Source organism: Pseudanabaena mucicola FACHB-723 (assembly GCF_014696385.1).
Classification (GTDB): Bacteria; Cyanobacteriota; Cyanobacteriia; order Pseudanabaenales; family Pseudanabaenaceae; genus Pseudanabaena.
This window is the reverse complement of the sequence record NZ_JACJQB010000010.1, coordinates 71,210-93,169: the sequence shown is the minus strand read 5'-3', so window position 1 is coordinate 93,169 and position 21,960 is coordinate 71,210. Positions and strand designations below refer to the sequence as shown.

17 protein-coding genes are annotated in these 21,960 nt (G+C 44.8%); 9 read left to right on the top strand and 8 right to left on the bottom strand.

Translation table 11 applies throughout. From position 1 onward, the window contains the following. The first annotated feature begins 8 nt into the window (after positions 1 to 8). From H6F41_RS07650 to H6F41_RS07625, 6 genes are all read left to right on the top strand, one after another. Positions 9 to 770: a DsbA family protein gene (locus H6F41_RS07650; protein WP_190402879.1), complete on the top strand. Its 762-nt coding sequence runs from the start codon at positions 9 to 11 to the stop codon at positions 768 to 770. Positions 771 to 772: 2 nt separating this feature from the next. Continuing rightward, entirely contained in the window at positions 773 to 2,185 is a 1,413-nt protein-coding gene (locus H6F41_RS07645; protein WP_190402878.1) for a phospholipid carrier-dependent glycosyltransferase, read from the top strand. A 116-nt stretch (positions 2,186 to 2,301) separates the two neighbouring features. Then, positions 2,302 to 3,273, top strand: a complete 972-nt coding sequence (locus tag H6F41_RS07640; RefSeq protein ID WP_190402877.1) for a DnaJ C-terminal domain-containing protein — start codon at positions 2,302 to 2,304, stop codon at positions 3,271 to 3,273. Between the two features lie 31 nt (positions 3,274 to 3,304). Further along, complete coding sequence (locus H6F41_RS07635; protein WP_190402876.1) at positions 3,305 to 3,787, top strand: CRR6 family NdhI maturation factor; 483 nt, start codon at positions 3,305 to 3,307, stop codon at positions 3,785 to 3,787. A 168-nt stretch (positions 3,788 to 3,955) separates the two neighbouring features. Beyond that, the gene (locus tag H6F41_RS07630; RefSeq protein WP_190402875.1) at positions 3,956 to 4,291 is read left to right on the top strand and encodes a hypothetical protein; all 336 of its coding nucleotides are present in this window, start codon (positions 3,956 to 3,958) and stop codon (positions 4,289 to 4,291) included. A 288-nt stretch (positions 4,292 to 4,579) separates the two neighbouring features. Further along, the gene (locus tag H6F41_RS07625) at positions 4,580 to 5,755 is read left to right on the top strand and encodes a HEAT repeat domain-containing protein (RefSeq protein ID WP_190402874.1); all 1,176 of its coding nucleotides are present in this window, start codon (positions 4,580 to 4,582) and stop codon (positions 5,753 to 5,755) included. A 47-nt stretch (positions 5,756 to 5,802) separates the two neighbouring features. Here the strand turns inward: H6F41_RS07625 and H6F41_RS07620 are convergent, their stop codons facing one another. Beyond that, the gene (locus tag H6F41_RS07620) at positions 5,803 to 7,017 is read right to left on the bottom strand and encodes a lipid-A-disaccharide synthase-related protein (protein WP_190402873.1); all 1,215 of its coding nucleotides are present in this window, start codon (positions 7,015 to 7,017) and stop codon (positions 5,803 to 5,805) included. Positions 7,018 to 7,139: 122 nt separating this feature from the next. Between H6F41_RS07620 and H6F41_RS07615 the strand changes: the two genes are divergently transcribed. After that, positions 7,140 to 7,751 (top strand): Uma2 family endonuclease, encoded by a 612-nt coding sequence (locus tag H6F41_RS07615; protein WP_190402898.1) that lies wholly within the window; start codon positions 7,140 to 7,142, stop codon positions 7,749 to 7,751. 44 nt (positions 7,752 to 7,795) lie between these two features. Here H6F41_RS07615 and H6F41_RS07610 read toward each other — a convergent pair whose 3' ends face one another. The 7 genes from H6F41_RS07610 to H6F41_RS07580 all read right to left on the bottom strand — a co-directional run bounded on the left by H6F41_RS07610 (position 7,796) and on the right by H6F41_RS07580 (position 18,187). Further along, positions 7,796 to 8,923 carry a glycosyltransferase family 4 protein gene (locus H6F41_RS07610; protein WP_190402872.1) on the bottom strand — a complete coding sequence of 376 codons (1,128 nt, stop codon included), beginning with the start codon at positions 8,921 to 8,923 and terminating at the stop codon, positions 7,796 to 7,798. Positions 8,924 to 8,930: 7 nt separating this feature from the next. Continuing rightward, positions 8,931 to 9,671, bottom strand: coding sequence for an energy-coupling factor ABC transporter ATP-binding protein (locus H6F41_RS07605; protein ID WP_190402871.1), 741 nt, complete (start codon positions 9,669 to 9,671; stop codon positions 8,931 to 8,933). A gap of 59 nt (positions 9,672 to 9,730) precedes the next feature. Next, entirely contained in the window at positions 9,731 to 10,537 is an 807-nt protein-coding gene (gene cbiQ / locus H6F41_RS07600) for a cobalt ECF transporter T component CbiQ (protein WP_190402870.1), read from the bottom strand. Positions 10,538 to 10,551: 14 nt separating this feature from the next. Then, the gene (locus tag H6F41_RS07595; protein ID WP_190402869.1) at positions 10,552 to 10,872 is read right to left on the bottom strand and encodes a PDGLE domain-containing protein; all 321 of its coding nucleotides are present in this window, start codon (positions 10,870 to 10,872) and stop codon (positions 10,552 to 10,554) included. Between the two features lie 149 nt (positions 10,873 to 11,021). Beyond that, the gene (locus tag H6F41_RS07590; RefSeq protein WP_190402868.1) at positions 11,022 to 11,747 is read right to left on the bottom strand and encodes an energy-coupling factor ABC transporter permease; all 726 of its coding nucleotides are present in this window, start codon (positions 11,745 to 11,747) and stop codon (positions 11,022 to 11,024) included. Positions 11,748 to 11,799: 52 nt separating this feature from the next. After that, positions 11,800 to 14,232, bottom strand: a complete 2,433-nt coding sequence (locus H6F41_RS07585; RefSeq protein WP_190402867.1) for a potassium channel family protein — start codon at positions 14,230 to 14,232, stop codon at positions 11,800 to 11,802. Between the two features lie 280 nt (positions 14,233 to 14,512). Then, positions 14,513 to 18,187, bottom strand: a complete 3,675-nt coding sequence (locus H6F41_RS07580; RefSeq protein WP_190402866.1) for a PAS domain S-box protein — start codon at positions 18,185 to 18,187, stop codon at positions 14,513 to 14,515. A 378-nt stretch (positions 18,188 to 18,565) separates the two neighbouring features. On the opposite strand from H6F41_RS07580, the gene H6F41_RS07575 reads away from it, so the two are divergent. Together H6F41_RS07575 and recQ are read left to right on the top strand one after the other, a co-directional pair. Further along, entirely contained in the window at positions 18,566 to 19,636 is a 1,071-nt protein-coding gene (locus H6F41_RS07575) for a hypothetical protein (protein WP_322095892.1), read from the top strand. Between the two features lie 73 nt (positions 19,637 to 19,709). Next, positions 19,710 to 21,935 (top strand): DNA helicase RecQ, encoded by a 2,226-nt coding sequence (recQ, locus tag H6F41_RS07570; RefSeq protein ID WP_190402896.1) that lies wholly within the window; start codon positions 19,710 to 19,712, stop codon positions 21,933 to 21,935. The last annotated feature ends 25 nt before the right edge of the window (positions 21,936 to 21,960 follow it).

The following is a 21,960-nucleotide window of genomic DNA, read 5'->3' as shown; positions in this document are numbered from 1 at the left end:
TTGCTGTGATGCGACTCCAACCTTATCTACTATCAGTATTAGTTGCGCTTTTACTAGTTGTCACTAGCTGCGTTTCTTCAGGACAGACTGCTAGCGCTCAGCTATCTGATGCTCAGTTTGAGACTAAAGTTTTAGAGATTATTCGCAAAAATCCACAGGTGATTTTAGACTCGGTGCAGTCCTATCAAAGATCGCAAGCACAAAAGGAAGAAAATTTACGCGATCAAGTTCTGTCTCAAATTCGCCAAGAGCCACGTTTACTAATTCGTAATTCGCCTGTAACGGGTTCGGCTAGCCAGAAGATTGTCATGGCAGAGTTTTCAGACTTTGAATGTCCTTTCTGCGCCAGAGCAACCACTGTCATTAAAGACTTCATGGCGAAGAATAAGAATGATGTGACCTTGGTATTCAAGCACTTTCCGCTTAGTGAAATCCATGCACAGGCAGAGCCAGCAGCATTAGCATCATGGGGTGCGGCGCAGCAAGGTAAGTTCTGGGAATATCACGATGCTTTGTTTGAGCAACAGAGCAGGTTGGGTGAAGATCTGTATTTAGAATTGGCGAGTAAGTTAAATCTGGACATCGAGCGGTTTAATCGCGATCGCAAAAGTGATGCTGCCAAGGAAGCAGTTAAAAAGGATCTCGAACTTGGTAAGTCTTTAGGAATTCGTGGCACACCTTCCTATGTGGTTAATGGTGTGTTTTTCTCTGGTATTCCTGACCCTAATGACTTAGAAGCATTAGTTGCCCAACTTAAATCAGGTAAATAGGATTGCGTTCTGCTCTGCGGTTTTTCGATCGCATAATTTGGCTATCGGAACATCCTATTTTTGGGGTAATGGCGATCGCATTGGTTTCCTTTGCGACTCGCTTTTGGAACTTGGACGGCACAGCAGATGTGGTGTTCGATGAAGTCTATTATCCCAAATTTGCTCAAAATTATTTGCGGGGCGAGATGTTGTTTGATGCTCATCCGCCCCTAGCGAAGTACATTATTGCCCTCAGCATCCAAATTTTTGGTTATGCTCCCTTTGCCTATCGCCTCATGTCAGCGCTCGCAGGCGCATTCCTGCCCCTAATTACCTACGAATTTATCTGGCAACTTAGCGATCGCAGAAGTTGGGCATGGCTAACAGGAGCATTTATTGCCCTTGATGGCTTGCTCTTGGTGGAGTCAAGATTTGGCTTGATCAATATTTTTATTTTGCTATTCGGGATGCTCAGCCAGTTATGTATGGTGCTTGCCCTAAGGCGCTCGCGGCAACGCTGGTTTTGGACAATCATCACGGGGCTAATGTTTGGTGCATCCTTTAGTGTCAAGTGGACTGGCTTAGCCTATGTTGTTGGTTTAATTGCGATCGCAGTTTACGCATGGGTACGTTACCGCCAAAAATTAAATGTGCTGCAAATTGTGATTGGCTTAATTATTGTGCCGATTGCTTTTTATATACTGCAATGGATTCCGCATTTATTAATTAATACTGACCGTGATCTTTGGGAAGTGCATCGCCAAATTCTAGGCTTTCATCAAAATTTAGGAGTTGGGAAAACCGAACCAATTCATCCCTATTGTTCACCTTGGTGGAGTTGGGTACTGTTAATCCGACCGATCGCCTATTTTTTTGAAACTCGTCCTAATAGCATGGTCGAGTTTGTCCACGCCATGGGCAACCCTTTCTTATATTGGCTAAGTGCGATCGCCTTACTCATCTGTTTAGGATTATTACTAGGAAAATTAATTGTTTCAAGAGTACGATTATCCCCCCAGTTATTAGCCAAACTTGGGGGCAACCTCATAACTCATCCCAATTTCAGCATAAACTTACTACGCTCGATGCAACCGCTTGCCTTGCTGTTGGCAGAAATTTATAGCCAATGGCGATCGCTACTTTGGTTCATCTTGTATGTGATCACCAGTTTTGCTGCCCATTGGTTGCCTTGGGGCTTGAGTCGGCGCTGTATATTTTTGTATCACTATATGCCCGCTTCCGTGTTTGCCTTTGCCGCCCTAGCCCTCGTCGTGTCTCAGCTATGGCAATCTTCTGTGCCAAATATGCGAACGCTTGGTTCGGGCTTGTTTGCACTGGTCGCGATCGCATTTATTTTTTGGTTGCCTATTTATATCGGTTTACCGATCTCATCAGCTTATTTGCCCGTGCTAATGTGGTTGCGTAGCTGGATCTAATCAGAGCAAGTAGGGCTTTCCGTCGCATCTGTGACCATGCCTAGCAAACCTGTCAGCGTTTGCCAAAGCAACGATAAGGTAAGCTAAGTTATCTCCTTGTTTGCAGTTCGGGAAATATGCAAAACTTTCGCAATTACTATGAAATCCTCGGTGTACCTAAGACCGCCACGGCTGACGAAATTAAGCGCTCCTATCGTCGGTTAGCGCGGAAATATCACCCCGACCTCAACCCCAACGACAAGGCAGCCGAAGAACGCTTCAAAGATATCGGTGAAGCCTACGAAGTCCTTTCTGACACAACAAAACGTCAGCAATACGATCGCTTTGGGCAATATTGGAAACAAGGTGGATTTCAAGGTTCTGGCGGTGGTGGACGTTCTAGCGCACCCCGTGAGCAATATACCCCTGACTTTGAGCGTGGCTACACAGGCGATGTAGACTTTAGCCAATATAACGACTTCCAAGAATTTGTCGATCAACTTTTAGGCAAATTCCGCACCAATGAACGCGCCCAAGATACAGGGGCTTCATCCTATCGCACCAGCACCCAAGCCCCACCACGTCCCAGTCCTCGTCGTGATTCAGAAGCTTTATTAGAGTTACCTCTCGAACGCGCCTATGTGGGCGGTCGTGAACGGATTCGCCTTGAAGATGGACGTTCCCTAGAAGTAAATATGCCCGCAGGGGTGCTTTCAGGTCAAAGAATCCGCCTTAAAGGACAAGGGGCATCGGGCGGCGATCTCTATCTCAAAATCACCATCAAACCACATTCCTTCTTTACCCTTGAAGGTTCAGACATTCGTTGTCAGTTACCGATTTCACCGAGCGAATCGGTGCTAGGGGTACAGGTAGAAGTTCCCACCCTTAGCGGTCTCGTCAAACTGACCATACCTCCTGCGGTCAAGTCTGGACAGCAATTGCGGCTCTCTGGTAAAGGGTTTCCCAAGGATGCGCGTACCTTTGGCGATCAATATGTCGAAATTCAGATTGTCGTTCCCAAAAATCCTAGCAAGCAGGAACGCGAACTTTATGAAAAATTGTTAGCCATTCAGTCCTTTGATCCTCGCGAAAATCTACCCAAAAAATAATTAGCTGTAAATTAGTCATAAATTAGCCCTAATGTCCACCACCATTTATATCAACCAAGCTTGCATCGAGTCCCTAGATATCACCCCTGCCAAAATTGCGATCGCAAAGTTATTAGACAATTGGGATGAAACTCCCGAAGCCGATCGCCAATTTCAAATCGAACTTGTTTGGGACAAGGAAGATGGTGATCCTCGCGAATTGTCAGAAATTTCTGAGGTTCGCCTTTGGTTTGTGCGCCTAGATGCCACCTATCCTTGGTTTAGCTATCTGCTCGACTGGAGACTAGAACTTAGCCGCTATGCCGCCATGCTAGTTCCCCACGAGTTTAAGCGCGAAGGTGATGGCTATGTGTTGCAATACAACCCTGAAGCTTTGGAGCTTTTTGTAATGCAGAAGGTATTCGTAATTTCAATGTGGCTCAAGTCACGCGGCATTAGTAGCACTGCCAAGTTACAGCAAATGACTCAAAGCTTAGGTTATGAGATTGATTCAGCATTTTTCAACCTTCTGTAGTAGACATAAAAACCAAGAAATAGCGGTGCGCGGCGAAGCCACGCATCGCTATTTCTTGACTGGGAAGGGAGTAGCTAAATCATTAGGTTAAATTTTAACTGTTGCTTCTGAATAAGAGCGAAATATATGATGCAATCTAAATGAACTCTAATTTGTGAGCAAATTGTTATGGCTAATATTCGTACAGTAACTGGCGATCCTAATGAATTTTGGAGTGAACTTAGTTGGGCAGACCTCACCAGTGATGAGCAATCCCTCTGGTCACAATTAGGTTGGAATGAAGAAAATTGGGATGACGAACTAGATTTTCCTGAATGGGATGACCTTTCTAGCGAGGATCAGCAACTCTGGGGCGTACTTGGCTGGACACAAGCTAGCTGGGAAGGCGAAGATGATATTCCTGCATCGGCAGAAAAAATGTGGGATGAACTGACTGATTCCGAAAAAGCTGCCGCCACTAGCTTGGGGTACACTCAAGACAAGTGGGACACTGAAGAAATTTAACTGATAATCTATAGCCAGCTACGTTAGGACAAAAATAAAAAACCAAATAGAGTTGCGGTGCTTCACGCCGCAACTCTATTTGGTTTTTATGTCTTAACTTACTTGTTTATAGCTATATTCATTTGAAAAAACAAAAACGAGTCAGGATTTTTTATCCTGACTCGTTTTTGATCTGTGATGCTGTATATTTTGGCGGAGTTACCTGAATTAGCAAAATGAAAATGCTATTTTGATAATTGGCAGTAACGGCAACCCCATCATGTCTCAATGTTCATTAGGATCGAAACTATGACAGAACCGAACATCCCATCACCTCCTAGTGATTTTAAGATTAATCCGCCAAGGCTAGAGGATTATCGGGTTCCTGTATCTCCTGGTTATGCCAACCCTAATGACCACTATGCTATGTCTGCCCCTGATCTGGGTGGAAACTCTGCGATCTTGGCTGAGTTTGATGCGGCTGCTCGTTCTGATCATTTTACGATCGCATTAAAAAAGGTTCTCCGATGTCGAGAAAATATTGTACCCGCCCTACTCGAACGCCTTGAAGGTGATGAAGTTGCCCTCGCCAAGAAAGCGGCAATTGCCCTCGGTTATTTGCGATCGCCAATGGCAATTCCTGCACTCATTAAGGCAACGCAAAATCCACAGAGGCAAATTTACTGGCAAGCCGCCTCGGCTCTCAGTTGGATTGGCAGTGTTGAGGCAATTAAGGCCCTGATCCAGTTATTGCGCTATCCATCAATTCAAGTCCAAGCAGCGAGTGCAAAAGCCCTTGGGCGGGCGAGTTTACCTGCGGTATCTCCCCTTGTTGAAGCGCTTAAACATAGTGATGATATGGTGAAAGTCCATGCAGCGCATTCCCTTGGGCTAATTTGTTCTCCCCTCGCGGTAACTACGCTGATCGAGGCTCTTAGCCATGGCAATAAAACTGTCCGTTTTGAGGCAGCATGGGCTTTAGGGCAAATTAAGTCCCCTTTAGCTGCACAGCCCCTCGCCAATTTGCTAACAGATAATGACATTAGTGTGCAGTCTCAAGCGGTACAAGCCATCAAAAATATTGGGGTTCCTGCCATTGCCCCTGTTGCCAAAATGCTCGAAAACTCCTCCAGTCATACCCGCAGCGTGGCAGCCCGTACTCTCGGACAGATTGGCATGGAAGAAGTCGTACCACTCTTGGCACATGTTCTCCGAGATGATGCCTATGCCTATGTCCGATGTGATGCGGCGATCGCCTTGGGTGAAATCGGTACTCATGATGCGGTATTTTATCTATCGCAATTTATTCGAGATGGTGAGCGTTCAGTGCGGAGTGCGGTTTCGAGAGCATTAGCTCAGGTGAATACACCCGAAGCCAGATCCGTTCTCAATACCATTAATAAAACCGTAGAAATTCCCAATTATGCAGTGAATAACTTGAGGCATTTTGACGACAATTCGGACTTTACAATTATTCAATCGTAGCTGGGTATCTAAAATCTATGGCGCACACGCAGCGTGCGCCATAGATTTTAGGCTTTTACTGAGAGAGCTAATTTTTGTAATTCCATTACGATCGTATCGGCTAGCCTTTCCGAACCACCCTTTGTGCCGACGCGCTCAAGTCCATTTTGTTGACACCTTTGCAGATAATTGCGATCGCATAAAGTTTGTTTCACACATCTTGCCGCCTCTGCCAAAATTTCAGGGGTTGCAGGTTTTGTGCCAATGGTTTGCACCGACAAACCGAGTAAGCGTTGTTGGGCTTCCGCAAAGCGATAGGAAAACTGGGGGCCATTTCCTAAAATTTGGACGACGGGTTTGCCCAAACCGACGGCCTGCTCCACGGCTGTTCCCGCCATCCCGATCGCTAAATCACATTGTTGCAAGATGTCAGGAAAAGCATCACTAAAACAAAGCACAGTGAGATTAGTCTCTGATTGATAGAGTTTACCATCGGCATATTGCCAACCCGCCCGCATTGCTAATTCAGTTAATTGGGGCATCAGGCTTGGCACAAGAGCCGCTCTAAACTGCACAGGGGTGGGGGCAAACTCTTGGGCAATCTCCTTACATAGACGTAATTGTAGTAATAGATTTTCGGCAGCTTCTGGTAAACGACTACCTGCTAGCAGTGCGATCGTCGTGACATTAGGCTCTAAACATAAATCTTTTCCCGTTGGTTCTAGTACATCCATAATCGGATAGCCGACAAACTGGGTATGGGCGTAGCCTCTTTGCTTGATCAGTTCAGCGCTATAGGCATCACGGGTGAGAATTTGTTTGCACTTTTGCGATCGCATCATCAGCGCTTGTTCCCATCGTGGCACATAGCGATTTTCGTAAAAGCCTGATGATGAGACTAAAAACATGGCATAGGGCAACCCCGTCAAATAGGCAAAGATCGCAGGTAAAACATCCCCCGTCGCAAATACAAAATCACAGGTTTTGCCACAGGCTCGCGCCGCCTTGATTTGCTGCCAAGTTAAGGCAATCAATCCCGACTGGAAGTCTTCAATCTGTTTCCACAGACTCATATAGGCAAACCCACCAGATGGCAAGGCTTTGGTCGGAGTGGCGATTTCTACCCCTGCCCGACGATAGGCATTGCCGTCACCCACCAATGGCATTGCGATCGCGTCGATATCAGAATATTTCTGTCGTAAAGCTTTGAGAACTTCACAAGCATTGAGGTCTTCTCCGTGACCGTTGCTGATAAATAGAACCCGTTTTTGCTTTGAAGTCACGATATTTAGAGCCAATCTGTAAGGTGAGAATTATCTAGGTTTCAGGCAGTAGCATTTGGGAGCGAGGTGATGCCATAAAATATAGTAAGGCAATCAGAGCTGAAAAGTTTAGAGGTATGGCGATGATGCAAGCATTACAAGACCGCATGAGTTTTGAGGAGTTTATCGCGTGGTATCCCGAAGATGGCAAGCGCTATGAGCTATATAGAGGAGTTGTTAGAGAAATGATGCCCATCGGTGCTCACGAAGTAACTAGCAGCCTTTTGTCTGGATACTTAAATGTAGAGGTTTTTAGTAAATATCCCGATTATCTTGTCAGCAGAATGTGCTTACTAAAACCAGAGATGGCAGAGACAGGTTTTATGCCTGATGTACTGGTTTTAGATCGACGTGAACTTGTAAATGAACCTTTATGGCAAAAGTCCTCAGTGATTCAGAATGGAAAAACTATTCCCTTAGCCATTGAAGTTGTCAGTAATAACTGGAGCGATGACTATGCGATCAAGTTGGCAGTATATGAGGCTATGGGAATATCAGAATATTGGATTGTGGATTACCGAGCTTTAGGTGCGGTGCGTTATATTGGCAAGCCTAAACAGCCGACGGTGACAGTTTGTAAATTGATTGAAGGGGAATATCAATTATTTTTGTTTACGGCTGGTGAGCGGATTGAATCAGATATATTCCCTGAGTTGAATCTCAATACGGATAGTATTTTTCAGGCTGGGGAATAATATCGTAGGGGCAATTCATGAATTGCCCCTACGATATTATTCCCCTACGATATTATTGTTGCCTCGTATAGCTTTGCGGTTTTATCGAGCATGGTCTCGATCGAAAAGAGTTGACAATAGCGGTCATAACCATTTTTGGCAAAGCGATCGCATAAATCTTGATCATTAATTAATTCCTGAAGCTTGGCGGCTAAATTTTCGGGATCGCGAGGCATGACAATCAAGCCAGTTTGTTGATCTTTGACTTGCTCGGCAATGCCCCCCACGCAAGTACCGACGACAGGCTTACCCTGAGACATGGCTTCTGCACAGGCGAGGCTACAGGCTTCTTGAAGGGAAGGAAGTACAAATATATTGAATAGACTCATCAAATTAGGTAAGTCGTCAATATAGCCTGCAAAAATTACGCGATCGCAAATTCCTAAATCCTGAGCCTCTTGCTTAAGTGCAGCTTCCAATTCACCAGTACCCGCAATCACCAATCTTAAATCTTGCTCCCCTCTCCCTTGGGGAGAGGGGCTGGGGGTGAGGGCAGCAAAAGCCTTGAGTAAATAAGTTAAGCCCTTCGCTTCATTCAAACGGGCGGCTGTACCGAGAATGATTTGCGTGGATGGATTAAGATTAAATTTTTGAGCAAATTCTGCTGATTTAAGAGGATTGAGAATTGGTTCTTTCACTCCGTTATAAATCAAATTAAGCTTGTGCTCATTTAATCCAAATTCTTTGAGCAGATTATATTCGGCTTCACAAACGGCAATTACTTGATTCGCAAACCAGTTACTAAACCAGCATGACAATTGATAGCTAAGTCTGGCACTGTCGCCATGGTAGCCATGTACGGTAAAAATAGTTGGTACTTTGCCTAGGGCTAACCGCACAGCTGCCATTAACTCATGTGCGCCATGAACATGCACTAGGTCAATAGGTTGTTCAGCTTGAATTTTTTTAATTCCTGTAATTATTTCTGGTAAGCCTTTAAAGAAATTAATTTCCCATTTTGTATATTCGATTTGCGTAATCGGTAAAGCACGAAATTGCGGTGCGCCTTTGCCATCTGGGGCAATGAGGGAGATTTTATAGCGATCGCGCAATCCTTCAATGAGGCTCAGAGCTTGCTTTTCTGTGCCGCCTTGATTGAGGTAGGGCAGAACAAATAAAATGTGCTTTTTCATGTATTTTTTAAGAAAAACTCAGGCTTAAGGGCAGTTCTAGGGAATGGGCTAGCAAAAATTCGCGATCGCGTAATACCTGTTGGGTGTTGCCATCGTACACAATTTTGCCTTCACTCAGAACGATAGTGCGATCGCAAAGCTCTAGAACCAAGTCAAGATCATGGGTGGCGATCAGTTGGGTTTCGGGCAAGGTTTGTAAAAGCTGGATGAGTTGGCGGCGCGATCGCGGATCGAGCTGAGCCGATGGCTCGTCAAATACTAAAATCTGCGGCTGCATTGCCAACACTCCTGCGATCGCCACGCGCTTTTTTTCCCCACCAGAAAGGTTTTGCGATTGACGTTGGCGATATTTGTCCAAATCCAGACCCACGGACACCATCGCCTCGGCAATCCGCACTTCTAAATCTTTGCCGCGCCATCCCTGATTCATGGGACCAAAGGCAACATCTTCCCAAACCGTGGGCATAAATAATTGATCATCAGGATTTTGGAATACTAGACCGACAAAGTTGCGAATATCGGTTAGATTTTGCGATCGCAGTGGCATTTCACCAACGACGATTTCCCCTTCTTGTGGCATAAGAATGCCATTGAGATGCAGTAATAATGTTGATTTGCCAGAACCATTTGCGCCAATCAGGGCGACTCTTTCGGTTGCGGCAATTTCCAAATCAATGCCATGCAATGCTCGAATCCCGTCGGGATATACATGACTCAAATTCTTTATGGAAATAGGATTATGATGCACAGAACTTGATGATTAGGAAATTTAGCTAATACTACCCATGACGCGGGCAGCATTAGCTTTTAGATATAGTTAGATATAAATAGAATTAAAAGTATAAGGCAACCTAAAGCGACGCGATCGCGCCATCCCATCGCCGCTGACTCATGGATGGTAGGGACACCTTGATAACCACGGGCAAGCATCGCTTGATAAATGCGATCGCCGCGATCATAGGTACGGATAAATAACATCCCCAACATATTCCCTAAAACCTGTCGTTGCCATGGGAGATCATCGCGATTGCGATCGCAAAGATGACGAGGTGCAAAATTACGGGCTGTGGCAGCACGACGCATCGCGTTAAATTCATTGGTTAACACACCCATATAGCGATACATCGAAGCGAGAATGCTCACTAGCAGGGGTGGCATTCTCAAGATGACTAGGGATTGTAATAGTAAGGGAATAGAAATACTGATGGTGAGAATATTGAGTAATAGAAGAGATAGAAAAGCTCTGATGCTGACACTACCCAAAACAATCAAACCTTGAGTGGTAATCTTGAATCCTTCCCATTGCCAAACAACTTCACCGCCATCACGAAATAAAGTCCCTAGCAGAATCACGCTCATAAATGCAGATTCAATCGCCATACGTTTACCAAGAATCTGGAGATCAACATGACTCCAATAGAGAATTGGTAAGGTGATCACGCCATAGATTGCCCATGTCCACCATCGCCCCATCGGTGTAAGTGCGATCGCAAATACCAATAGAAACACGCACAGCAATCTGGTATGTACGGTGAGACTAGTCCAAATATTTAGACGAGCATCTTTTGCTAAATTGCGATCGCAGGTTTCAATCAACGGAATATGTAGCAGCATAAATTTGAGAAAATTTATTCTTCGGGCTTAGTTTTTTTGACGACCATTTTCCCCATTCCCCATGCTAAGCCAAAGACAACCAACGTTCCTGTCAATCCTGCTACAGCCGTTGATACCTTCTCATTACTCACTGCATTGACTGAATATTCTGTAAATACCTTAGCGGGAGGTAACTTTTGCGTCAGGGGTTCTTCGATCGCTTTATCGTCAAATTCTAAATCTTGAGCCACGCGATCTAAACCATCGGGGTTTTGACTGGCAAAGGGTGACAGGAGGGTGGCAATACCCAGAGAGATTGCTAAACCTGTGAGGATGAAAATTCGATTTTTTTTCATAGCGCTTGGTAATTGTAAAATCTAAATCGCTCTCATCCCCTTCTCCCGTTCTGGGAGAAGGGGAGTAATATTTTTTCTTGTTTCCCTCTCCCTTCTTGAAAAAGGGGCTAGGAGTGAGGGGCTTACCAATTTTTGCGTAAGTCCTATTATTACGAATCGGTTGGTGCGATCGCAAAAGGGGGGGCATCAAAAATCATGTCAGGACGGGTGCGCCAGATAAAACTAACCACCGCAAGGGTAATTAGAGCTTCACCAATGCCGATCATCAAATGCCACGACAACATTGCCGTTAAGCCCAAAGCCAAAGGAACCGTGTCTGATACTGCCAATAGCGCTGCGCAAACTGCTGCTGCCACAACTACGCTTGTCCATGCGGCGACCGCAGTCCCAATGCTCATACCTTGCCAAGTATTCCGCCCGAAGAGAAAACGTAAAAACCTATAGAGATAATAGCCACCAAAAGTTCCCATTAAGCCCATGATTGTAATATTTGCCCCCAAAGCCGTGAGTCCGCCATCTTGAAACATGACCGTCTGTACGATAAATACAACTGCCATCACCAGCGAACCTGCCCATGGCCCCAACAAAATCCCCGCCAATGTGCCACCCATTAGATGTCCAGAAGTTCCCCCTAAGATTGGAAAGTTAATCATCTGAGCTGCGAAAATGAAGGCGGCGCAAACACCCATTAAGGGAACAGTTCTTTCTTTATATTGGGATTGCACACGGTTAAGGGATAGGGCAATCAGCAAAATTGCGATCGCACCTGTAATTAGGCTCACGGGCGCACTCAAATAGCCATCGGGAATATGCATCGCCACGTGAATTGGGAATTGATTGGTCAATATTGTCAGCTTATTTGGGAATGGAAGCATGGATACCTCACAGGTTATTGGGGCGGCAGCTAGTTAAAACCTGTAGCTAATCCTATAGTGGATAGATCTTAATCGGCAAGAGTCGCATCAGTTCTTGTCCAAGGCGATAGGCTTGGGTGTCATACATTGGTAATTCAATCGCCGCAGGGAGACTTTGCATAAACCGCCGTGCCAGTTCTAAGTCGCAACCTGAGATGTTTTTGAGCTTGTTACCCGCATCGAGTAACACACTAGAGTTCAGCGGCGGCTTGGCGCGTAGTTGCCAGCGTCTCGGTGCATGGAGGTTGCCTAATTCAATCCGCCGCAGTCCCGAAATCGAAGCCAAAATGGTCAAACGATCGCCCACTTTCATTACTTCATCATCGGAGGGCATATAAAACTCACTATGTCCATCGGCTTTAGGATATTCCGTTTTCAGATACACAGGCACAACTGTATAGCCATAGGCAATCTGCGACAGATTTTTACCAACGAGGGTATCATTTGCCGAAATCACATACTCCGCAACGAGTACAGTCTTATTATTGAGCCTAAATAAACTCAACATATTTTCACCGAATGCTGCACCCGCAAAAGCTTCTGCCGAGAGCGCATACACGCATAGTGATTGTGAATTGGGTAATAGCTCCGCGAGATTTTCACTGAAATAGAGATCGTAGGTGCGAATTGCCAGATTAATCTCACGGTTAACTTTCTTGGCGGCATCACGGGCGAGCAGTGATGCTTCCAAATTGAGCATTTGATCATCAGTTACCGAAAGAACACTTTTGGCTCTAGCAAGATTTGCCTTGGCTAGCTCTTCGGTAATATTGCCCGTCAGCCAAGGTACTTTGTCGGCAAGATCACAATCGTGAGGGGTTTCACTGACAATTATGAATGGAAGTTTTAATTTGAATAGGAGATCGGCGATTCTCTGTCCAAGTCTGCCAAAGCCAATCAAAACAATATGGTCACGGGTGGGCAATGGTTGTGATCGCTTAAAAAATTCAAACTTAGAACTGAGGATACTATCGGCGATAATGCCGAGGACTCCCAATACAAAGACAAAACTCAGTAATGTCAGGGAAAGACAAAATACAGTGACCCAAGCTGGCACTTGGTCTTCTTGTAAGCCTCCAAATACATCGCCATATCCCCCCAATAGCAAAACCATGCTGGTGGAGATCGCCTTTTGCCATGAAATATTTGGCACATTCAAATACAAAACTACGGAACTGATACTGGTCAAAAATGTGGCGGCAAGCATTCCCCACAACACGAGCATCCGCGATCGCACTGCCTGCAACCATGTCCACAGCCTTTGCCATTGAGATTTCCAGAAAACTAAGCCTGTGAGCTTATGTATGGCGTGATTGATTTTGGGGAAAGTTGAGAATTTACCGACTTGCGATGCTGGCTCTAGTCCATATTGGCGACTAGTTGTAGTCACATCGGACTCAACATATTCAATAAAGGTGATTTTGTCCCCAACTTGCAACAGTGTATCGGGTTGCCATTGAAAAAAGAGGCGATCGCTATCGCCACGATCAATACTTAATAGTCTTGAATTTTTGCGATGCAACAGATATGCGGGGGTGCGTAAAAATCGATAGCTATCTGCTTGCACTTCGGTTTCGACGACCCGTAATTTGCGATCGCCTAATTGAAATAGTCCTAAAGTCCCTGCGCCCAAACCTGCGACGGCAAAGGATGCTACGGGCAGATCGACAGGATCGAGGGCAACGAAGTTACCCAATTGATCCTTGAGTAATTGATTGAGATTTTTGCGCGAGGATCGCACCACAATATGCACATTTGGGTTAAGGCGACGGGCTGCGATCGCAGTTTCAATATTCACATTTTCATTGCTTGTGACTAGCAAAATTGCCCTACAGTTATCGATCCCTGCCCTCAGCAAAGTCTCTGTACGCCGACAGTCTCCTAAAATTAGTTCTTGGTCGAGCAAGTCCGTAAAATTATCAAATTCCATAATTTCAGGCTGGACTTTATCGATCGCACAAATTTTAACGGCATATTCTCGATAGGCAAATTTCTTGAGATTAAATACCGAGTTTTGTCCTAAACTCCCTAAGCCACAGACAATAAATCGGTCACAAATTATTTCAGGCTTTTGTGGTGAATTAGTTTCGACAGGTTGGGGGGCATCTTCAATAAATTGTGGTTGTGCCGAACTTGATAACTCATCATCTTCACTGTCCGAGTCAATGTAATGATTATCGGAATAAGTATGGGTGAGATCAATTGTCTCAATCCATTGTGGCAATGGTTGCCCGAACCAAAAAGCATAAATGCGAGCGATCCGAAAACCGTTGATATCATAGGCATGGCAGCATTGAGTCAGCCCCTCTAAGAGGATTTTGCGATCGCCAAAATAGGTGGATTCCAACAGGATGTGTAGTTCATCATGCTTTTTCCTAACGGTGACATTTACTTTGATCCCTAGATCTAGTAAACAAGTTTTGATAAGCGGTGCAAGCGATCGCATTCTTTATTGGCAACTCTTTATAAAGCCTTGAAATTATTCAAAAATCCCATCATAGACCATCAATATTAATAAAAGATTATCGGGGTCTTGATCAGAGCCATTAAGTCCATAAATCACCTATTCTCTAATTTTAGCTACTTAGCAGCAATTAAGAGATGGCATAGTCATTTCTTAGTTGCTGCTAAGCAATTATGCAACTAGCAAGATCTACAAAAAGTTTACCTAGCCAACTTTGTACTGCTATAGCAGCGAGCGACTCACTCTTCTGGGTTTTCAATAATTAGGAATTAGTAATTAACCTTGCGAGGTCTTGGATATCAATGGGCTTGCTAATGTAATCATCCATACCCGCATCTAAGCAAGCTTGACGATCTTCGGGCATAGCATTGGCAGTCATGGCAATAATTCGGACATTACTTTTGAGCTTTTTGCGAATCATTCTGGTTGCCGTCAATCCATCCATGCTGGGCATTTGCACATCCATCAAGATCAAATCATAGGGGTAGTTCTGCATAGCTTGTAATGCTTCTAATCCATTATTAGCAACAGAGATTTGATAACCAAGACGTTTGAGGATAAGTTTCGCAATCATTTGATTAACGGAATTATCTTCGACTAATAAAATTCGCAGAGGGAATTTTATTGCCATCTGGGCATTAATCAAGCTTTTAGAAGATTGAGCATATAAAGGCAATTGCGATCGCAAAGTATCATTACTGAGGGTTGTCGTAATCGTAAAGTAGAAAATAGAACCTTGCTGGGTAGTTTGAGCAGACGATGATAATTTCCAACCTAGGGGAGGGTGTCCGCCGATATTGCCAAGACTTTCCACCCAAATTGTCCCGCCCATCAAGTTGACTAACCGCTTACTGATTGCCAAACCCAGCCCAGTGCCGCCATATTGGCGACTAATCGAATTATCGGCTTGAGTAAAGGGTTGAAACAGTAAATCAATGCGATCGCCATGAATACCAATGCCCGTATCGGTGATGGCAAACATGAGCTGATATTGATGAGACTCTTGACCAACACTGGGTAAAAGATTGCCAGTGATAGCCATAGAAACGCGCCCATTATGGGTGAATTTGACAGCATTACCAATGAGATTTAGTAGGATCTGCCTTAATCTGGTGGGATCAGTAATTATATTGCTAGGGACTGTCGGTGCAATCTCATAGGTCAGTCCTACATTTCTAGCGCTCGCTTGATTTTCTAGTAACTTACAAACCCCTGAGATCAACTCTTCTAGAATAAAATCTTGAGATTCTATTTCTAGCATTCCTGATTCGATCTTAGAAAAATCAAGGATGTCATTGATAATCGTCAAGAGGCATTCTCCACTATCTCTAATGGTTTTGACAAAATCTGCCTGTTCTTTATCAAGTTCGGTCATTTCTAAAAGCTGCGTCATCCCAATTACGCCATTCATTGGGGTACGAATTTCATGACTCATGCTCGCGAGAAAAGCACTTTTAGCCTTAGTTGCCTCTTCTGCGGCGACTTTGGCAGCAAATAGAGCGGCTTCTGCCTGTTTACGGACACTGATATCGACGACACGCACGATTTGTAATTTTTCAGAGCCAAAGGTAATTGGTTTACCAGACAGATCTCCCCAGAATTCTTTTCCCTTACGGGTAACATATTCCACTTCCAAATTGCAAAATCCTTTTTGATTAATTTCTTGGAGAATCTTCTCAAGTTGTTCGGGAGTAAATGCTTGCTTTTGCAAAATTTGACCATTAGTACCGATCAAATCGGCTTTACTATCAACTTCAAAAAGTTGGACAGCCTGTTGATTGCAATCTAGGATTAGGAGGCTTTCATTATCGACTAAAAACAGCGCATCACTAGATTCATTAAAAATTAGTTCGCGGAGATCGCGACTATGCAGCAGTTCTTGTTCGAGACGTTTGCGATCGCAAATATCTCGGCAAATACAGAATTTAACTATCTGCCCACCCCAATCTACTGAGTTTGCACTAATTTCCACCTCATAGATGCTCCCATCCTTGCGACGGTGGCGGGTTTCAAATAGATTGATCGATGGGGCTTGAGCGATAAACTGACGATCTAACGCTTCTTTTTGCTGCCAATTTACATCAAAATCAATCACATTAAGATGGATAATTTCTGTCAAGGAATAGCCCAGCATCTCCGCAAAACTAGCATTAGCATCAATGATATTCCATTCTTGATCTAATATAACAATGCCATCAATAGAAGTGTCAAAGAGAGTTTTACGGCGAAAACTTTCTTCGGCAAGGGCTATTTCTGCACGTTTGCGATCGCTAATATCTTTGCCATAAATGACTAAACCTTTGCGGCTGCCATCTTCATTAAAAAGAGGGACTTTCGTGACATCACAAATACGTTCCGAACCATCCCGTTGCGGAATTCGCTCTTCTCCATTAACCACTACACTTTTTTGCCACACTAGCTCGTCACTCTCGGCGCAGTACAGCAGAGCATCATGGTAAAACAGGTTATTTTGGGCTAAATCCGCGTCGGTCTTACCTCGATAATCATCGGACATCTCGAATAGGGCTAGTCCCTGTTGATTGGCAATTAAGTAACGACCTTCCCCGTCCTTCATATAAATTGGATCTTGGATTGCCTCTAGCATTGTGTTGAGCCAGTAGGCTTGATCTTGGATTTCTGTCGATTGTTGCTCTAGATGTTGGTGGATTCTGACCGACATCTGATTAAAGGCGATCGCAAGAGAATTTATTTCTGTAATTGCCCCAGACTGCTGTGTTAATGCGCCAACCGTTTGCCAATCCTCCTCAGAAATCGCTTTACTTGCCCGACTTAATCGCAAAATTGGTTTACTAATCCAATGGGTCGTCAGCACACTAATGCCTGCGGAGATCAGCAAAGTGATGACACACAATAAAATCGTTAAGGTTTGATTAGATTGGAGTTCGCCAATAAAATCTGACTCAGGAATCACCACGACAATTAGCCATTCCAGCCCATTGCGATCACGAATTGGTGCAGCTTGGACAAGCTGTCGATCACCATTGATTTCCATCTCAAATTGTTGCGGTTGCTGAATATTAGCCGCAGTAATATTGCGATCGCGTAAATATTTAGCTGCACCACTTATTTGGGGACTCTCACTATCAAAAGCTTTTAATAATCTTTGATTTGGCGATTCTGGCGAAGTTTGATAGGGTTTCTGGAGCGTGGAGGAGGTCGCCACCAAGGTTTGATCCGCATCCATCACAAAAACTGCCCCAGTTTTCATGTCAATGCCGCGCACAAACCGACTGATTTCCTCAAGGGTTTTGATGCTAAAGGTCACGCCTAGTAGCTGTTGCGTTCCCAGATCGTAAATTGGCTCAGCAAGGGCGACTAATAGCTCACCTGTGTAAATATGCGGATAAACCTTTGTCCAAGCGGCTTTTTTTGCTTTGACTGCCACTTGAAACCAAGGACGCTGACGGGAGTCGAATTTAACGGTGGTAGTCGTTACCTCTGCGGGTGAGCCGTCAGGGTTAGTCGTAAAGGTTTGATACAAGCCGCCACCATTGGGGGCTGCCCGAATACTAAATGTACCATCTTTGAGCTGTTCAACAGCACGATGTCCCCCTGTTGCTGTGCCAAACCCAATAATGGTAATCGGCGATAGCGAATATAGCTGTATCTGCTCCCAAGCCTGTCGCTCTTGGCTAGAGAAGTCATCAAAACTCCAAACTTTGCGGCGTAAAGCGCTGATATTGTTTTTATTGACTTGATCAAGGGATTGCAGATAGTTGGTGGTTTTCTCCGTGACACGGTTACTGATCTCTGTTTGCAGGCGACTTGCTAAGCGATTGACCGAATCCTGACCACTGCGATAGGACAAATAGCCCACCACGGCAACTGCCCCAAAAATTTGCACCACAAACGCCAGCAACATCAACCATTGCAGAGGGATGCTACGCGATCGCAAGAATTTATGGCTGAAAATCATAGATTGGGGGCTGTCCAATATGTTTAGCAATTCCGCAGTTTAATAGGTTTTGCTAATGTTCTTAGCCCACAAAACATATTAAACTGCAAAAAGATCGAGAAAGTAGTGAATTGTAGGCGAAACTATACCTATTTCTATGACTTAGTTAAGCAGAGGAGCTAGATCTACGGTATTTATTCGCGCTAACATCTTATACCAATTAATAGGATTACTCCCTTCCCATTCTAAAAATAGACATTAAAAACCAAGAATTAGACGTTGCAGTGCTTCGCGCCGTAACGTCTAATCTTTCACTGGGAAGGGAGTAATATAGTTTGGGCAGCTTTGATGTTGCCAATAGTCTCCAAATTAAAAAAATCAAAAAATCAAGGGTTGTCTGTGTCCGTAAGTGAATCTGTACTCGAATCTATTTCCGTCGAATCTAGCGCCATCCCCAATGAAGCCTTAGCCAATCTTGATCTCACCGATTTTTCCCTGTCTTTACCTGATCCCAACGATGAAGGTTTAGCCGAGGGGCAATTTTTAGCGGAAGTCGATCAAGCTTGGCAAGTTTGCGATCGCTTTGATTTGCAAACCGATATTTGGCGAGGGAGAATTTTGCGGACAGTTCGCGATCGCGAAAAGGCTAATGGTGAAGGACGCGGCACAGGATTTTTAAAATGGCTACAGGAGCGCGAAATCAGTAAGTCTCAAGCCTATTCATGGATTCAACTTGCCAATAGTGCCGACACCTTAATGGCGGATGGACAACTAGATGCCGATGATATCCGTCAATTTAGCAAACGTGCCTTTCTAGAAACCGCTCAAGCTTCAACGGAAGTTCAGCAATTAATTGTTGATGCAGCCCGAAATGGTGAAAAGATTACCCGTCGTGAAGTTCGGCAACTCTCTGATGAATGGACAGCTATGAGTTCTGATCATCTTCCCGATGATTTAAAAGAGAAGGTTGCTGCCCACACAATTCCCACTCGCTATGTTGCCCCCCTAGTACGTGAAATCGATAAACTACCTGAAGCCTATCAAACGCCGATCAAGCAGGCGATCGCCGATGGTTCTGACCTAGACAATATTAAGCTCGTAACGGCTGATGCTCAAAGATTGACGAAATATCTCACCAATACGAGTCAAGTCCAAGCGATTACCAATCGCTCGGTAAATATCGACCTTGCCCTCGAAGAAGCACTGCGACTAGGTTGCTTAAAACTCGCCTCCGATCTGGTCAGCCAAGCCTCACAACTCGAACAAGCGATCGCCAAACTATATAGCACATGGAAGCGGGTTGCCACGGCGGCGGATCAGCTCTATGTGGAAGCAGGGGCTAGCACCCCTAATTTGCTCGACTTGCTGAATTCACTTGATTCCCTTGCCAGTCAAAATATTGCGGTGCAGATTGGCAATGATCGCTCTGGTCGGACAATTCGCTTACAAGTTACGGAAGAAGATCAATAGATTTACCTCCCACCCTCTCCCCTAGCCCCTCTCCCGCAGGAGAGGGGAACAAGAAAAAACAGTTATGTCAAATATGTCAAACAGTGATTCTTTACAAGCGCTGAAACAATATTTTGGTTATACATCCTTTCGGGCAGGGCAGCGCGAAATTATTGAGGCGACCTTGGCGGGGCGTGATGCCCTAGCAATCATGCCCACGGGTGGAGGGAAATCGATTTGCTTTCAATTGCCAGCTTTACTCAAAACAGGAATAACTATTGTCGTCTCACCTTTAATTGCGCTGATGCAGGATCAGGTGATGGCACTCAAAGAGAATGGAATTGGGGCGACCTTCCTCAATAGTACGCTGGGCTATGAGGAAACCAGACAGCGATCGCAAGCAATTTTAAATGGTGCAATTAAACTAGTCTATGTTGCCCCAGAACGCTTATTTGCTGAGCAGTTTCTCGAATTTTTAAATATTGTCAAAAATAAAATTGGCATTGCAGGATTTGCGATCGATGAAGCCCATTGTGTCTCGGAATGGGGGCATGATTTCCGTCCAGAATATCGCCAACTCAGTCGTATCCGTCAGCTCTATCCCGATGTGCCAATGATTGGTTTAACGGCAACCGCCACCGAACGAGTGCGTGAAGATATCGCTCAGCAGTTGCAACTGAAAAACCCCTATATTCATGTCGCTAGTTTCAATCGCAACAATCTCTATTACGAAGTCATTCCCAAACAAGGTGTCGAGGAATCCTATCGCAATCTCTTACAGCAAATTAAGCGATCGCAAGGTTCAGGGATAGTCTATTGCCTCAGCCGCAAAAGGGTCATGGAAATTAGTGAGCGACTCCGTGAAGATGGCATCGCGGCGATTCCCTACCATGCGGGCTTGAGCAATAAAGATCGCGAAGAAAATCAAACCCGTTGGATTCGTGATGATGTGCAGGTGATGGTCGCTACGGTAGCCTTTGGCATGGGTATTAACAAGCCTGATGTACGATTTGTGATCCATTACGACTTGCCCAAAAATATTGAAGGCTACTATCAAGAATCTGGGCGAGCAGGACGTGATGGCGAGGATTCCCATTGCACTCTGTTTTTAGGCTATGGAGACTTAGAAACGATCAAGTATTTAATTGCCCAAAAAGTCGATCCCCATACCAATGAACCACTAGAAGCAGAACAAAGGATTGCCCAGCAGCAACTTCGCCAAGTCGTCGACTATGCTGAAGGAATTGCCTGTCGCCGCACAATTTTATTGCGCTATTTTGGTGAACATTTTCACGGTGATTGTGCGAATTGCGATAATTGTCTGACCCCAAAACCAATGGAAGATTGGACAGTGGAAGCTCAAAAATTTCTTTCCTGCGTGGCAAGGACAAAGGAGAAGTTTGGCGCAGGACATATCATCGACATTTTGCGAGGATCTCGCAAAGAAAAGGTCTTACAACATAATCACGATCAACTATCCACCCACGGCATTGGCAAAGACCGTAGTCTTGATGAATGGCGACAACTGGCGCGATCGTTAGTACATCAAGGACTTTTGACCCAAACAACCGATGGCTATGGCATTCTTAAACTCAATGATCGCAGTTGGGAAGTGATGCGAAATCAGCGCCATGTGTTGTTACCGATTGAACGAGGTGTAGAGGCTTCAACTGTTGCCGATCGCAACGATGTTACAGATAGACCCGTGGATGTGGATATTCTGTTTGAGCGCTTACGATTACTGCGTAAAAATCTGGCGGATGAACAGGAAGTGCCGCCCTATGTGATTTTCAGTAATGCCACTCTCAATCAAATGGCAGAGCAGCAACCGACCACTCGCAAAGACTTTGCGAAACTATCGGGTGTGGGTGAAAAGAAACTAGAACAATATGCTGATGATTTTATGGCGATTATTATCGACCATCAGCAGCAATATCCTCCTGCTGAGCAAAATGAGTCTAACTTTGCCAGAGTCAAACGGGAAGCGGTCACGCCAAAATCAAAAATATCGAAGGCAAGTACCCAACGGGCAACCCTAGAAATGTATGAAAACGGTATGGATATTGATGAAATTGCTCGCGATCGCAATCTCAAACCTGCAACAGTATGGACTCATCTCGTGCAGTTAGTTGAGTCGGGTTATGCCATAAATTGCGATCGCCTTGTTGCCCCAGAGCGCCAAACCGTAATTTATGAAGCCCTAGAAACCGTCGGTGGCGATTCCCTCCGTAATCTCTTTGATCATCTCCGCGAAGAATACACCTACGATGAAATTAAAATCATCCGCGCCATCTGGCAAAACGAAAAAGAGCCTTTGTAAAAGGAGAATTAGTGTTGCGGCGCTT

Excerpts from the sequence above, each read along its gene's own strand:
- H6F41_RS07650 (WP_190402879.1), top strand. The coding sequence starts at position 9 with ATGCGACTCCAACCTTATCTACTATCAGTATTAGTTGCGCTTTTACTA.
- H6F41_RS07640 (WP_190402877.1), top strand. The coding sequence starts at position 2,302 with ATGCAAAACTTTCGCAATTACTATGAAATCCTCGGTGTACCTAAGACC.
- H6F41_RS07635 (WP_190402876.1), top strand. The coding sequence starts at position 3,305 with ATGTCCACCACCATTTATATCAACCAAGCTTGCATCGAGTCCCTAGAT.
- H6F41_RS07630 (WP_190402875.1), top strand. The coding sequence starts at position 3,956 with ATGGCTAATATTCGTACAGTAACTGGCGATCCTAATGAATTTTGGAGT.
- H6F41_RS07625 (WP_190402874.1), top strand. The coding sequence starts at position 4,580 with ATGACAGAACCGAACATCCCATCACCTCCTAGTGATTTTAAGATTAAT.
- H6F41_RS07615 (WP_190402898.1), top strand. The coding sequence starts at position 7,140 with ATGATGCAAGCATTACAAGACCGCATGAGTTTTGAGGAGTTTATCGCG.
- H6F41_RS07610 (WP_190402872.1), bottom strand. The coding sequence starts at position 8,923 with ATGAAAAAGCACATTTTATTTGTTCTGCCCTACCTCAATCAAGGCGGC.
- cbiQ (WP_190402870.1), bottom strand. The coding sequence starts at position 10,537 with ATGCTGCTACATATTCCGTTGATTGAAACCTGCGATCGCAATTTAGCA.
- H6F41_RS07595 (WP_190402869.1), bottom strand. The coding sequence starts at position 10,872 with ATGAAAAAAAATCGAATTTTCATCCTCACAGGTTTAGCAATCTCTCTG.
- H6F41_RS07590 (WP_190402868.1), bottom strand. The coding sequence starts at position 11,747 with ATGCTTCCATTCCCAAATAAGCTGACAATATTGACCAATCAATTCCCA.
- H6F41_RS07585 (WP_190402867.1), bottom strand. The coding sequence starts at position 14,232 with ATGCGATCGCTTGCACCGCTTATCAAAACTTGTTTACTAGATCTAGGG.
- H6F41_RS07580 (WP_190402866.1), bottom strand. The coding sequence starts at position 18,187 with ATGATTTTCAGCCATAAATTCTTGCGATCGCGTAGCATCCCTCTGCAA.
- recQ (WP_190402896.1), top strand. The coding sequence starts at position 19,710 with ATGTCAAACAGTGATTCTTTACAAGCGCTGAAACAATATTTTGGTTAT.